The sequence below is a fragment of the Thermodesulfovibrionales bacterium genome (assembly GCA_035686305.1).
GTDB lineage: Bacteria > Nitrospirota > Thermodesulfovibrionia > Thermodesulfovibrionales > UBA9159 > DASRZP01.
In genome coordinates this window covers 20721-35406 of sequence record DASRZP010000041.1, presented here as the reverse complement: position 1 = coordinate 35406, position 14686 = coordinate 20721, and the positions used below count along the sequence as shown (strand labels likewise).

Sequence of the window (14686 nt, the reverse complement as noted above, 5' to 3'; positions counted from 1 at the left end):
GCAAGAAGCGCCTAGATGTATGTCAGCCATGATTCATAGTTCCTATTCTTTCCTTTGACCGTATCGAAGAAGATCGACTGCAATCTCTTCGTCACCGGACCGGGCTTCCCGTCTCCTACGATCCTTCCGTCAACTTCTCGTATTGGAGTAACCTCGGCAGCCGTGCCGGTAAAGAACGCCTCTTCAGCGATGTAGATCTCGTCTCTCGTAAACCGCTCTTCCGAAACCTGAATCCCTTCATTCACGGCCATTTCCATGATGCTGTCCCTCGTGATGCCCTCGAGTATCGAGGTGAGGGGCGTGGTCTTGAGCTTGCCGTTCCTTACGAGAAAGATGTTCTCTCCGCTTCCCTCGGAGACGTATCCCTCTGTGTCAAGGAGAAGGGCCTCGTCGTAGCCGCATGAGATGGCCTCCTTTCTTGCGAGTTGGGAATTCACATAATATCCCGAGACTTTTCCCCTTGCCATGTTTGAGTTTACGTGGCTTCTTATGAAGGACGAAACTTTAATCCTTATCCCCTTTGTGATCCCGTCCTCTCCGAGATAGGTTCCCCAGGGCCACGCCGCAATTGAAACCCTTGTGGGATTCCCTCTCGGATAGAGTCCCATAGCGCCGTCACCGATATATACGAGGGGCCTGATATAGCATTCCTTCACGCCATTTACCCTGATCGTGTCGATTATCGCCTGTTCTATCTCTTGCCTCGAAAAAGGGATCTCGAGGAGGAAGATATGAGCGGAGCTGAAAAGTCTCTCTACGTGCTCTTTCAGCCTGAATATGGCAGGACCTTTCCCGGTCTCATAACACCTGATGCCTTCAAAAACACCGAGGCCGTAATGGAGCGAGTGGGTGAGGACATGGACCTGCGCCTTGTCCCAGTCGACAAACTCCCCGTCCATCCATATTTTGGACGTTTTATGAATCATGCTCCTTAGTTATAGCAATATATCCGTTCCCCTGTCAACAGAAATAGTTGTTGATCCGCTGTTCTCATGCCTTACGAAGCGCGTCTCTGGTTGATTGACGGTACGTCATAGTTCTGTGCAACTTGAAGAAAAGCGACTTCCTCGTTTATGGATTTCAGAGAAACCATTGCAGGGCTGGTGAGAGTATGGTATGGTATAGATGCTTTGGGAAGAGACGAACCGAACATGGGTTCACGAGACCTGGCGACTCCGAAGGGGTTCCTTTTTTCGACTGCAGGAGCAGCGATCAAGAAGCCGGGGAGAAGAGACCTCGCCCTCATCTATTCCGAGAAAGAGGCCCTGATGTCCGGCATGTTCACCACAAACAAGGTGAAAGCGGCCCCTGTCCGACTCGACATGAAGAGGATTGCGTCTGGAAAGGGACAGGCGATTATCGTCAACAGCGGAAATGCGAACGCGTGCACCGGTAGGCAGGGAGAGGAAGATGCCCTTGCCATGACGAAGCTGGTGGCTGCTGCATTAAGGCTGAAGGAGAAGAGCGTTTATGTCTGCTCTACCGGTGTCATAGGGCAGCCCCTGCCCATGAAGAGGATTGCTTCAAAGATTGACGGACTTGCGAAATCCCTTGGAGCGTCGACGCTTGATGATGTGGCTGCCGCCATAATGACGACAGACTCCTTCCCAAAGGTTGTCTCCAGGGTCATGAAGATAGGAAAGAGGAAGGGCACGATCGCCGGCGTCTGCAAGGGGGCAGGGATGATATGCCCGAATATGGCTACCATGCTCTCCTTTCTCATTACTGATATCAACATTTCGGGTCGGGCTCTCGACAGGGCTTTCAGGGATGCTGTGCAGGGGTCGTTCAACAGGGTAACCGTTGACGGTGATATGTCGACGAACGACACGATCCTCATGATGGCTAACGGACTTGCAGAAAATGATCTCGTAGATGAGAGGTCCCGTTCCTTCAGTCTGTTTTCGAAGGGCCTTTCAGATGTTGCCGGGGCGTTAAGCAGACTGATCGTGAAAGACGGTGAAGGTGCGACAAAACTCGTGGAGATCACCGTAAAGAATGCCGTGACAAAGGCAGACGCTGAAAAGGGCGCCTATGCCATAGCGAATTCTCTCCTTGTGAAGACGGCACTGTATGGCAATGACGCAAACTGGGGCAGGATAATCGCTGCCCTCGGATATTCGGGTATCACGATGAGAGAGGAAAGGACCGACATTTACGTCGGCAGGGTTAAGATAACCAATAAGGGCCTCTCAACCGGGAGTGACCGGGAAGCCGGAGCTGCGCTGAGATCCAAAGAGGTGTCTCTTACCGTTGACCTGCACCTCGGAACTGCTTTTGCAAAGGTGCTCACCTGTGACCTTACCGAAGAGTATGTGAGGATAAACGCCGGGTACCGGTCTTGATCGGGCATGATAGTCTTGGAAGACAGTGAAAATGCCCTATGCTGCATCGGGCGAGGAGGCGGGAGATGGTCGAGACGTTACTAAGGAAAGGGCTGCAAGTCCTCAACCTCGAGGATGATGAGGCCGATTTTGAACTCATCAGGGCACACCTTGCCCAGGATTGCGTTGAATGCTCCATGACCCGCGTCGAAAAGAGAGAAGATTTCGTCGCAGCACTCAAGACATACCGGTTTGACCTTATTCTTTCAGACTATGCGTTGCCGTCTTTCGATGGTCTTTCTGCGCTCGATATCGCACGGGAAGAGTGTCCTGAGACCCCGTTTATCTTTGTCTCCGGTCAAATCGGAGAAGAGTTCGCCATCGAGACGCTCAAGAGAGGTGCAACAGATTATATTCTGAAAGACAGACTGGCGAAGCTCCCCGTTGCCGTTAAGAGGGCACTGAAAGAGGCAGAGGACAGGGCCAACCGCAAGAAAGCTGAGGAGGCGCTGAAGCGGTCCCACGAAGAACTCGAAAGAAGGGTAACGGAACGCACGGCAGAACTCCAGAGGGTAAATAAGGCGCTGGAGGAGAGCGAAGAGCGTCTCCTTATTTCGCAACAGATAGCACACGTCGGCACATGGGATTGGGACATCGTGGGGAATTGGGTCATTTGGTCTGATGAAACATACCGGATTTTCGGTTTCCGTCCCCAGGCGTTTCTGCCGACACATGAAAGATTTCTTGAGAGGATCCATCCCGAGGACCGTGAGAGGGTCGAGACAGTAATCAAAGGCTCTCTGGACATGAAGACACCCTTTGCTGTTGAACATCGTATTGTCCGTCACAATGGGAGCGAAGGTTTTGTCGAAGAAAGAGGAGTGGTTTATCGAAATATGGCAGGTCAGGCGATCCGGATCGTCGGGGTTTTGCACGATGTCACGGAGCGGCAGAAGCTGGAAGAAGAACGGCAGAAAGTCCAGAGACTGGAATCGATGGGGATCCTCGCCGGTGGTATTGCCCATGACTTCAATAATTTATTGCAGGTGATCGTGGGGAATATCTCTCTTGCAAAGATGGCGTTTGAGCCCGAGGACGCAACATTCGAGAGTCTCGAAGCGGCCGAAAGGGCGTGCGAAAGCGCCGAAGAATTAAGCAACCGACTGCTCACCTTCTCGAAAGGCGGATTCCCTGTTAAGAAGACCGTCTCAATGTCCAGATTGCTGAAGGACTCGGTTATCTTTTCGATGCGCGGCTCCAACATTTCTCCCCGATTTATCATTCCTGAGGACATCAGTGCTGTTGAAGTTGACGAGGGTCAGATGAATCAGGTGATCAGCAACCTCGTTGTCAATGCACGGGAGGCCATGCCGGAAGGAGGAGTTCTCACCATTTCTGCGAAGGATGTTGCTGTTGCTGAAGGCGAGAGGGAGAAACTTCCGCTGAAGGAAGGGAACTACGTGAGGATATCTTTTGAAGACAGCGGAAGGGGGATAACCGAGGATGACCTGACGAGGATTTTCGATCCCTATTTTTCTACCAAGGAAATGGGTGCTGAGAAAGGAAGGGGATTGGGGCTTGCCATCTGCCATTCGATCATAAAAAGGCATGGTGGCCTGATTACGGTCGAATCCAGGCTCGGGTTCGGAACCACCTTTCATGTCTATCTCCCTGCATCCCGAAAGCAGATGGTTGAAGAAGAAAGGACAGAAGAAAAACGCTTCGTCAGGGAGGTCACAAAGGGAGGCATGTCGGCAAGGATTCTTCTCATGGACGATGAGGAGAGGGTGCGAGCTGTTGCCGGCGCAATGCTGAACTACATCGGATGCGAAGTCTGGTTCGCAGAGGATGGCGACGAGGCGGTTAAGATATACGGGGGCGCAAGAGAAGACGGCCGCGTCATCCATGCAGTAATTCTCGACTTGACCGTGGCCGGAGGCAGAGGCGGAGAGGATGCCATGAGGAAGCTCCTTGAAATAGATCCCCGCGTTAAGGGCATTGTCTCGAGCGGATATACCGATGATCCGGTAATGCTGAATTACCGTCAGTACGGGTTTGCCGGCTCCATACCAAAGCCATACAGAATGCAGCAGCTATGGGAAGCTCTCCATGCGGTGATTGGCAAAGATTAGCACTCGACCGGTGGCGGCGGTTCGTTAACAATCATCCAGAATCCCCTGATCTGTTTGACGACGTCGATAAATTCATGGAAATCGACAGGCTTCACGACGTAACCATTTGCACCAAGCCGGTACCCTTCAAGAATATCTTTGTCTTCTTTGGATGAGGTGAGGATTATCACCGGCGTGAGCTTGAGTCTTTCGTCTGACCTGATCCTTTTGAGTACCTCAAAGCCGCTTAGCTTTGGAAGCTTGAGGTCAAGGAGGACAACAGCGGGATTGTCGCCTGTCCTGTGGGCGAACTTGCCATTGTAGCTGAGGTAATCGATCGCTTCTTTCCCGTCCCGGGCCGATACGACCTCGTTCGCCAGATTGTTTTCGGCAAAGCCGGTCATTATGAGTTCGGCATCGTGTGGATCATCTTCGACGAGTAAAATACATTTCAATTCTTGCATGCTACTGCACCTCCTCTCTCTCTTGGAAGGCTAAAGTAAAATGTCGCGCCCTGTCCCTCAGCGCCTTCGGCCCACGTCCTCCCACCATGACGTAAAATGATGCGCCGGACATTAGCAAGCCCGATGCCTGTTCCTTCAAATTCTTCGTGGCTGTGGAGCCGCTGAAATACCCCGAAGAGCTTATTGGCATATTCCATGTCAAACCCCACACCGTTATCCTTGACGAAAAAGACGAATTCGTCTCCCCTGTCTTCGCACCCTATGCTGATCTCGGTCCGGGGACGCGTACGGGTGTATTTAACTGCGTTGGAGACGAGATTGACAAGGGCGAGTCTCAGCAATGACCGATCGCCGGACACCTCGGGCAGGTCATCGATCTTCCATTCAATGTCCCGTCCCTTCACTTCGTGCTGCAGTTCACGGAGAACCCCCCTTGTCAGGTTATTAAGGTTTATTCTTTTCATCTGCATCTCCGTACGCCCCATGCGAGAGAAGGCGAGGAGATCATCGATGAGCGTCCCCATCTTTTTTGCGGCGCCGGCTATCACAGCCATATAATGGTGGATTCTCTTATCCGGGTGTTCCTGAAGTCTCTTCTGAAGGAGTTCGACAAATCCAGCCATATGCCGCAGTGGGGCGCGAAGGTCATGGGAGACCGAATAGCTGAAGCTCTCAAGCTCTCTGTTCGCCTCTTCAAGCTTCTCGTTTGTCCTTTGCAAGGCCTCTTCGGCACGCTTGCGTTCGGTGATGTCTTCGCTGAAGACCACAATGCCGGCGACCTTGCCAGTCACATCGAACCAGGGCCGCACTTCCCACCGCAGCCGCTGCTCCGATCCGTCTGCCCGCTTGAAGCAGTCGTCGTCATTCTGCACGACCTCGCCCGCGAGCGCGCGGCGGTGGATTTCCTTCCAGCGTTCCGAAATCTCAGGGAAGATCTCGTAATGGGAGAGTCCTCGCAGATCGCGCTCGCCCAGGCCGTAGTCGCTCAGCCAGCGGCGGCTGAAACTGAGGTAGCGCATATCGCGGTCGAACATGGCGAGGGCCGCGGGCGCGTGTCGAATGAAGAGCCGCAGCCGCTCTTCGCTCTCCTTGAGCTCCTTCTCCTTCTCTTCGGTCTGTCGACGGGCGGCAAGGGCGTCCTCCATCATGTTCAGGGCTGCACGACGGGAATCGCGCAGCGAAGCGGTCAAACGGTCGCGCTCCGTGAGCAGCCGGGCCAGCTTGACGTTGCTGTATCCCAGTTGGGAGAGCGTATCGGACAGTTTGAGGAGGAATGCCATTCCGTGATCGACGGTCTGGCGGCTCAGGCGGGGAACGCGGTCCAAGGCAGCCAGGTATTCCTCCTCATTGAAGCCGTATTCCCTGGCCTGGGCACGGAACATCTCGCGGTCAACGGTCTCGTCATCGAAGAAGAACTGCCCAGAGAATACGTTGCCGATATGCCGGCCCCCTACAATAATCGGCGTAGCAATGTCCCACAGGTTGTTCTTGCACTTGTACAGCCGAAATTCACCCTGCGCCAGGCCCGCGGAAAGCTCGGTATCGCTCTCCAGGCAAAGCCGGGAAGTGTCAGGCTCTACGCGGTGGAATCGGGTGCAGATCTCCTGCCACCCAACCCCCACCAGCACCCGACCTCTGAGGTCGATAATGCTCATGGGGAAGCCGGCCACAGCGAAGAAATCGTCCATCAGCTTCTGGAGGGCAGGCGCGTCGATGATGTCGGCCAGTTCGAGGACGCCCAGGTCTCCCCCGGGCGAGAGTACGCTCTCCAGCTTCCGGCGCACGCGCACCTCACTCTCACGCAGCGCCTCCTCGGCCTGCTTGCGCCCCGTGATATCCATCACAACGCCGTCCCACAGGGTCGAGCCGTCCTCCATGCGGCGTGGCATAGAGCGGCACTGGACCCACTTGACCTCCCCCGTGACCGTGCGCTGCCGGAACTCGCAATCGAATGGCGACAGATCTCTGGCCGACTGCTCAGCGGCAGCGGCGACGCGCTGCCGGTCTTCTTCGACGATGAGGCTCAGAAATGGCGTCGAATCGGCTATTATCTCTTTGGGCGGCATCCCGAAGAGGCTCTCGATACCGGCGCTCATATAGGCGTACCGCACCCGTCCGTCAGGCTTCTGTATATGCTGATAGATAGCCCCGCCGGGAATCTGATCGCTCAAAGTGCGAAGCCGCAGCTCGCTCTCGCTCAGCGCAGCGGCGGCTTCCTCGGCCTGTCTGCGTGCGTTGATAGCATCATCCATCAGATTGATCGCCGAGCGTCGGGAGTCATCCAGCTCCATGTTCAGATGGCGCAGTTCCTCTGTCTGATGGCGTTCGCGCATCCGCGCCGTGCGCTGCATCCCGGCCAAAAGACTCACGCTGACATTGGCCGCCACCCAGATGACCTGCCGCGCAATTGCGGCGTGGTCGTAGACATTGAACCGGCCGAACACGAAGTTCACGAGCAGGAGAGAGCCGAAGGTGGATGCCAGCCCCGGCCCTACGCCTCCCAGCGCCGCCGACGCCACCACCGCCGGATAGAAGGGGAGATAGGGAGTCGGAGCAAGCGTCCAAGGCGCCATCCATCGTATCAGCGCGGACAGGCCCGTCGCCACCACTGCCACCCCGTAGCGCGCCAGGACGGAGAGCGGATCGTGCCGCGATGCCTTCAGATTCTCTATGTTAGCAATCTTTTCCATCATCTACGGAGCTTCCCTCCTCGGTTAAGGAGAACCTTCCCCCCTCTCTTCCTCTTCGAAATCCACCCGATACCTCTGAGGTTTATCGGCCCTGGCGCTCAGTTCGTTTATTTCTTTTTTCAGCTCGATCATGCGGAGTTCACGCCCTACTGCGGCGCTATTGAAGCGCGTCAACTCTTCATTCGCCAGCCGCAGTTCTTCGACGCGTCGACGAAGCTCTTCTTCTGCACGGGTCTTTGCGAGAGCAACCGACAGATATCCGGAGAGTCTCTCCCAAAGGGCAATGACCTCCGGCGAGAACATCCCTTTTCTCTTGTCGTTCAACTGGACGAGTCCCAACGGCTCCGCTCCCATGCGAAGAGGCATGAGGGCAACGGACTCGTAACCCTCACCGTTGCATCTGTTGCGTGTGCGGGCCCGGCGGTCTGTCTCGGTGGTGCTCGCCAATAACTCCGTCGTGGAGTTGGTCCAGAAACTTCCGCCTTTGCTGAAGAACTTCCTCGACGGGTCGAACCTCCCGCAGATAACATTTCCGCACATGCAGGCAAGAACGGGATTTCCCCAGTCATCCCTAACGACATTGCCGGATTCATCGCAGGAGCAGAGAGAGCTTTCCATCTTCACGAACTCCTTCGGGAAGCCCCGTGCCTCACAATAGGGATAATCGTCGCCTTCTTTCAACCTGATGCCGACAGCCTCGCAGCCCGATTGTTCCTGAAAGAAGGTCGCGGCCGATTCGATAAGGTCGGGAGTCCTGGTGCTCATGTTTATGAGATGGAGGAATTTCAGCGAAACCTCGCGCTCCTGCTCGGCCCGCTTTCGTTCGGTGATGTCATGCGCGACATGGACCGAGCCGACCATCTTTCCTTGATCATCGAACAGGGGGGTAGTGGTTATCAGCAAATCCATTCCGAGACGCTCTTCATGCACCTCCTGGACATGCTCGCCGCCGTCCTTCAAGGTTTGGGTATGAGGACAGAATGAAGGCGGAGCAGAAGTACCATGCAATGCCTCATAGCACTTCAGTCCGACGCAGTCTTCGGGTCTGCACCCCAGGCGCTTCGCCATGGACTCATTCACCCTGACGACCCTGTGGTTGTTATCGATGATCGCGATCATATCCGGTACGCTTGCGAAGGTCCGTTCCCATTCCTCCTTGGCGTGGAGAATCTCCTCTTCCGCACGCTTGCGTTCGACGATCTCCCAGGAGAAATCGCCCAGGAGCTTTGCCATCTCGATGTCCGCGTCGGTATAGTCCGTTTCCTTATTGCCGACGCCTATGATCGCAACGATAAGGCCTCCCCGGAAGATGGGAACGACCATCTCGCGTATAACAGGAGCGTGGCCGGTGGGCATCCCCTTTTTGTGTGACAGTGATGCATAGTCATTATGGATGACCGGCCTCCGCTCGCGCACGCAGTCCACCCACACGCCTGCCTGAGATATGTTGTAATGACTGCCCGAGCCTTCCGCATTACACATCTTCGCTACGGTGTTCGTTGACCAGTTCCGGAGGGAGAGGGTTTCCTGGTCCTCTTCCAGAAAATGGTAGAAACCGATCTTGCTGCCGGTCTGGAGTTCCAGTTCGTCGAGCGTGAGACGGAGGACATCGTCCGCAGACAATGCGCCCTTATATGCAGCCTCTGCGATCCGAAGCCGCGCCTCCATGGCGCGCTCCGTCCACTTTCGCTCGGTGACGTCGAAGGTATAGATGCGAACCGCAGAGAACAGCGGAGCGACATAAATGGTTTCGCCGAAGACCCTGTCTTTGATCGCGACCTCGCGGTACAGGGCAATCTCCTCATTCTTTTTCAGCACACCGAGTATACCGTCCATATCATAGGGGAGAAAGACGCTCGCGTCTTCCCTGTCCAGTGAGAGGTCTTCAAGGACCCTCTGAGTCGCCGCGTTGCTGAAAGTGATGCCGCCGGAGGAATCCACCTCTATAACCGGGTTGGGATTGAGCTGCGGGAAGGAGGCAAGGTGTCTCGTTCGCTCCTCAGCCCGCTTGAGATCAGATACATCGGTGTATGTTATGACTACGCCCTCGATGCGGTTATCGGAAGTACGATAAGGCAGAGCAGCGCGGATATACCAGTTGCCGTTGACCGCGAATTCATTCTTTACGGGCGCGAGATTGTCGAGGACAGCCTGTGCATCGGCGATGAGGTCGGGACCGAGATTTTCCTGTGACATATCTATGATCGGACGTCCGACATCGGAGGGAATGAGCTTCAACAGTCTGGACATGGCAGGGGTGAAACGTTTTACCCTGAACTGCTGATCAAGGAAGACGGTAGGAATGTTTGTGCTGAAGAGGAAGTTGTTCAGGTCGTTGTTCGTCTCTTCCTGTTCCTCGATCTTGCACTGGAGCTGCGAATTTACGGTGATAAGCTCTTCGTTCAGGGACTGGAGTTCCTCGCGCGAGGTTTCGAGCTCTTCGTTGGCGGCCTGGAGTTCCTCATTTGAAGACTGAAGCTCCTCATTGAGGCCCTTGAGCTGTTCGATGTTGCTCTGAAGCTCGGCCCGTGTGGAAGAAAGCTCGCTTTCGATCTGACGGACCGCGGTCTCATCGACCTGACCGGCCTCTAAAGAAAAGACCTCTGTCTCTTCGGGAATGCCCGCCTTCTCGCGAAAAACAACAAGGAAAAGGTTTTCCCGTGCCTTTGATATGCGAAGGATAACCTGCCTCTTCAGTCCATCGTCCGAGGAGAGCACCGCTCGTATCGAGATCGGTTTCGTCTCCTGCGTGACCCTATAAATGGCTCCCCTTATCTTGTTCCTGAGGCCCTCCGGGAAAAGTTCAAGGATGTTCTGCGTGGGCGTTCCCCGGGGCTGGATCAGGTATCTGTTCGTAGGTCCGTTATGGTAGACGATATTGTAGTGTTGATCAATAGCCACGGCAGCCGGGGCATATTTTTCGAGAAGGGCCTCCTGAATGAATTCGTTCGCCGACTGCTGATGCTCGATGGCAGTCCGTCTGCCGGGCGCAGAAGCGACTCGTTCCGAGGCAAAGGGAACTGAGAGCATCAACCTCGAAGGCGCCTTTGTCTCGACCTTCTGGTAGATCCGGCATTTCTTATGAGGGAGCGTCCTGAAGAGCGTCTTGCTCCTGCCGACGGACTCGGCGTTGCCGAGGAAGAGATATCCCCCGTCCTTCAGGGCATAATGGAAAAGAGTGATGCACTTCTCCTGGGCCTCGGGTTCCAGATAGATCATGAAGTTGCGACAGATTATTAGGTCGAGGCGCGAAAAGGGAGGGTCGGTGAGGAGGTCCTGCCGGGCGAAGACCACTGACTCCCGTATCTCCTTGCCGATGCTCACCGAGAGCCCGTCTTTCGAACAGGTGAAGAACCTCTTCATACAGTCAGGCGGGAGGTCGGCTGCTATGGTGGCGGGATATTTGCCTTCCCGGGCCTTCTCGAGGGCCCGGTCGTTTACGTCTGTGGCAAAGATCTGTATCTCGCGTCTCCTGCCCAGGAGTTCGAATTCGTACCTGAGCATCATAGCGATGGAATACGCTTCTTCTCCTGTTGCGCAGGCAGGGCACCATACGCGGACCGGTTGATCCTCATCCTCCGCAGCAAGCTTCCGTATCACGCCTATCCTGAGAGCCTTCCAGGCTAGGCGGTCACGGAAAAAGGAGGTTACCCCTATCATAAGGTCTGAGACGAGATGGGCCGCCTCAAGGTCGTTCTTGTCGACCATCGCGATATAGTCCTGCACCGAAGAGACTGCGCGAAGATACATCCGTCTCCTGATCCTCCGGCTGACGACATTCTGTTTGTAGTGATGAAACCGGAGTCCCGTTTTATCCTGGATCAGCCTGTATAGGGCGTCGAACTCCTCGGGCGCAATGACGATCCCGGGGGCCGCGACGACGCCTGATCCGTAGAGCTTCTGTATCTCCCGCGCAATTTCGTCCGGCGGGAGCGCTGCGTCCGCCTGACCGGCATTAATCACAGCAGCCGGCATTTCGGGAAACTCGGCGGTCTCAGGGTCCTGGACAAAGACCGTCCCCCCTGCGTTTCTTATGGCCTTTACTCCCCTTGCCCCGTCTGTGCCGGCTCCGGAAAAGATCACGGCGACGGCGCGCTCTCCAATCACCTCGGCGAGGGAAATGAAAAATTCATCGATGGGAAGATGGACATGGTCCTCTGGAGGATCGGACACAAGAAAGGATTCCTTCAAAATTTTTATCTCTTTTCCCGGCGGGCAAAGATAGATCTTTCCCGGAAGGACCTCCAGACCATTGGATATCTCCCGGCTATCAAGGTCGGGCCTGCCTTTGCGGACGAGGTCGGGAAGATGGTTCTCGTGCTTTGGCGACAGGTGCTGCATGAAGACAACGGCAAAAGCGAACTCTCTTGGGAGGGCTGCAAGAAAACACTGAAAGGCATTCAGACCGCCTGCAGATGCACCGATGGCTATAATCGGGAAAAGGCTGCTCAAATCACTATCTTGCGATGTTGAATTTGGCTCCATATGGTTTCAATAAATGTTTCTAATTATACCATTCTCAACAGTTTTTTTGCCGGAGCTCCCGTCCTCAGTTAACGAAAGAACCAAGAGATAATTTATTTATCACCCCGGCCTGTTGCCACCCCTCCTAAAATAGCCGGAGAGCTCTTTTATCCTTCTTTAACTCGCCTCCTTGGTCAAGAAAGGTCTCCCGAGAGGAAGGGGCGGATCAATCTAAAAGTATAATTAATAGGCTGCATAATATTTTCTTCTTGACAAAAATAACCATATCTGTATACTAAAAGATATATCGCCTCGTTACCTCCCCAAAGCTGCTGTTCCGTTCATGCGGACAGCAGCTCTTTTTTTTGAAGCGAAAAATCTGTGACATGTGATATTCACGTGGATCGCAGGACGCCTGAATGGGAAAGTAGGATATTCCAAAGGGTTACAGCTCGATCAATTCGTACGCCCTCGACCCGAGACCGATTTTTTCTGCCTCCTCCACCTGAATCATATAGGGCTTCTTGCTCAGGGAGTAGAGTATATCTGCCGGTAGTCCCTCTTCCTGGTCTACTGCAGAGTCAGGCAAAGGCGACACATTCCGTAACAAATCTATACTTGCCTGCTCGATCGAGACGATATCGTCGGATATCATAATACCCTTGTCCTGAATCACCGGGACGTCCGCTGCAGGCATGCAATCACATTCAGGCTGTATCTCGGTGAGAAAGTTTACGTAGAGAACCTTCTGTGGCTCAAAGGTGCTCAAGACAGCCTTGGCAGCCTCGGCAAGGGACCGCATAAAACGTTCGTCATCTCCCGGCAGGGCGATCGCCTCTGACTGGCAGACCCGTTCGCACCGCCCGCATCTCCAGCAGGTATCACCGTCCCATACAAGTTCATCCTTCTCGTCAAAGACAATGGCATCGAGAGGGCAGATCTCGGCACACTGGTAACAGAGCTCGCATTTCTCACTGTCCCAGGTGAGCCTGCCTTCGCCTATGGTGTGCATGGAGCCCCTGCCGCATTTCCACCCGCAATCCCTGTGGGCCGAGCTGACTCCTCCCATGGCAACATTCTTTATGGCCCCTCCATACCCGGCGTTTATGTGTCCCTTGAGATGACTGCAGACGACCATGGCAGGAACATCGTGTATGAGCGATGCAACGGCTATATCACCGAGGATATCACCTGCCCTCACCATGATATTATCTTTCCCGTAGAGACCGTCCGCGATGACCACAGGAGCACCGACGGAGAGATGGTTTAAGCCGTTTTGGTTTGCGACTTCGAGGTAATCAAGGCCCTTTATTCGCACCGTATCTGTGACAAAAGGTTTGGCGCCCAGTGTCTTGAGCGCTTCAACAACTTTCCGAAGAAACACCGGCCTTATGATTCGGTGTGCGCCTTCAGAACCGAAGTGGGTCTTTACAGCGACCCATTCCTTTGGGCTGAAGTAGTTCGAGAGGCCGGCCTCCTTCAGGAGCCTCTCAAGTTTTCCCGGCATGCTCTCCTCATACCGCCATTTTCCTGGTCGTGCCGATGAGAAATAGACCTTTGCCATAAAATCCCTCTGTGATATGATAACCGAAAAAATGGGCCATTGCCAGAGCTCTTCTGGCAGGACAAAAAGAGGAACAAATAGTTTACAATATCTCCATGAAGGCAAAGAAAAATCTTATCATCGTCGGTGACAGGGTTCTCCTGGACCCTGATGAGAGGATGGAGAAGACGACAGGTGCAGGGCTCTACCTCCCCCCGACTGTCAAGGAGAAAGAGAAGGTTTCTGCCGGATACGTCGTTAGGGTCGGACCGGGATATCCTGTTCACGACCCCAACGTTGTCATCGAAGAACCGTGGTCCTCAAAGAAGAGACCCGAGCTGAAATATGTCCCCCTTCAGGCAGCGGAAGGGGATTATGCAATCTTCCTCAAAGACGCTGCCATAGAGATCGAGTTTGAAAGTAAGAAATACCTTATCGTGCCTCATTCGGCAATCCTCACCCTTGTAAGGACAGAGATCACAGAAGGCTACGCCGAGACCTGAAGAGGCATGCGAGAGTTCTGACAGGCCCACTCGCAGGAGTCACAGGGCATCCTGTTTGATATAATCATCGTATGAATCTGGCGCGGGCGCATCTCTATATTACCGGAAGAGTTCAGGGCGTATCTTACCGTGCCTTTACCCGTGATCTGGCAAATCAGCTGGGACTCAGGGGATGGGCGAAGAATCTCTATGACGGCAGCGTCGAGGCGGTTTTCGAAGGTGACAAGAAGCTCATTGAAGAGGCCGTGACCCGTTGCCAGGCAGGCCCTCCCGGCGCAAGGGTCGACGGTGTTCATGTAAGATGGGAAGACTATCAGGGCGACTTGAAAGGCTTCCAGATACGATACTTCTGAACCTGCAGATTCAGTTGGAAGAACACACTTTCACTTCGGAAGCCCGATTTCTGCCGTTCTAAGTTCATTCCGCTGCACCCGTGAAACTCACCCTCCGGGTTCGGACACTCACGGGTGCGGACGCTTCATTTCACGAAGAACGGCAACGAAATACGAGCAAAGTCGTTCAAGTCTGTTCTTCCAACTGCTGAACATAGGATGTGCTTGCCTTACCGTAGTTTGCAACGTCAGGAT

General features: G+C 54.3%; 9 protein-coding genes. 4 read left to right on the top strand and 5 right to left on the bottom strand.

The features are described 5' to 3' along the window. Positions 1-11: 11 nt before the first annotated feature. The gene (locus tag VFG09_04685; GenBank protein HET6514434.1) at positions 12-926 is read right to left on the bottom strand and encodes a branched-chain amino acid transaminase; all 915 of its coding nucleotides are present in this window, start codon (positions 924-926) and stop codon (positions 12-14) included. Positions 927-1073: 147 nt separating this feature from the next. Here VFG09_04685 and argJ point away from each other — a divergent pair, with 147 nt between their 5' ends. Together argJ and VFG09_04675 are read left to right on the top strand one after the other, a co-directional pair. After that, positions 1074-2345 carry a bifunctional glutamate N-acetyltransferase/amino-acid acetyltransferase ArgJ gene (gene argJ / locus VFG09_04680; protein ID HET6514433.1) on the top strand — a complete coding sequence of 424 codons (1272 nt, stop codon included), beginning with the start codon at positions 1074-1076 and terminating at the stop codon, positions 2343-2345. Between the two features lie 65 nt (positions 2346-2410). Then, positions 2411-4456 (top strand): response regulator, encoded by a 2046-nt coding sequence (locus VFG09_04675; protein HET6514432.1) that lies wholly within the window; start codon positions 2411-2413, stop codon positions 4454-4456. On the opposite strand, the gene VFG09_04670 is transcribed toward VFG09_04675, so the two are convergent. The 4 genes from VFG09_04670 to VFG09_04655 all read right to left on the bottom strand — a co-directional run bounded on the left by VFG09_04670 (position 4453) and on the right by VFG09_04655 (position 13560). Further along, the gene (locus tag VFG09_04670; protein HET6514431.1) at positions 4453-4899 is read right to left on the bottom strand and encodes a response regulator; all 447 of its coding nucleotides are present in this window, start codon (positions 4897-4899) and stop codon (positions 4453-4455) included. The two genes, VFG09_04675 and VFG09_04670, sit on opposite strands and share 4 nt — an antisense overlap. Then, positions 4887-7592 carry a PocR ligand-binding domain-containing protein gene (locus VFG09_04665; GenBank protein ID HET6514430.1) on the bottom strand — a complete coding sequence of 902 codons (2706 nt, stop codon included), beginning with the start codon at positions 7590-7592 and terminating at the stop codon, positions 4887-4889. The genes VFG09_04670 and VFG09_04665 overlap by 13 nt, the downstream gene beginning before the upstream one ends. A 21-nt stretch (positions 7593-7613) precedes the next feature. Then, the gene (locus VFG09_04660) at positions 7614-12041 is read right to left on the bottom strand and encodes a CheR family methyltransferase (protein ID HET6514429.1); all 4428 of its coding nucleotides are present in this window, start codon (positions 12039-12041) and stop codon (positions 7614-7616) included. Positions 12042-12498: 457 nt separating this feature from the next. Next, complete coding sequence (locus VFG09_04655; GenBank protein HET6514428.1) at positions 12499-13560, bottom strand: DUF362 domain-containing protein; 1062 nt, start codon at positions 13558-13560, stop codon at positions 12499-12501. 152 nt (positions 13561-13712) lie between these two features. On the opposite strand from VFG09_04655, the gene VFG09_04650 reads away from it, so the two are divergent. Together VFG09_04650 and VFG09_04645 are read left to right on the top strand one after the other, a co-directional pair. Beyond that, a complete protein-coding gene (locus VFG09_04650) occupies positions 13713-14099 on the top strand; it encodes a co-chaperone GroES family protein (protein HET6514427.1) in 387 nt (128 codons plus the stop codon). 71 nt (positions 14100-14170) lie between these two features. After that, positions 14171-14452, top strand: coding sequence for an acylphosphatase (locus tag VFG09_04645; GenBank protein ID HET6514426.1), 282 nt, complete (start codon positions 14171-14173; stop codon positions 14450-14452). The last annotated feature ends 234 nt before the right edge of the window (positions 14453-14686 follow it).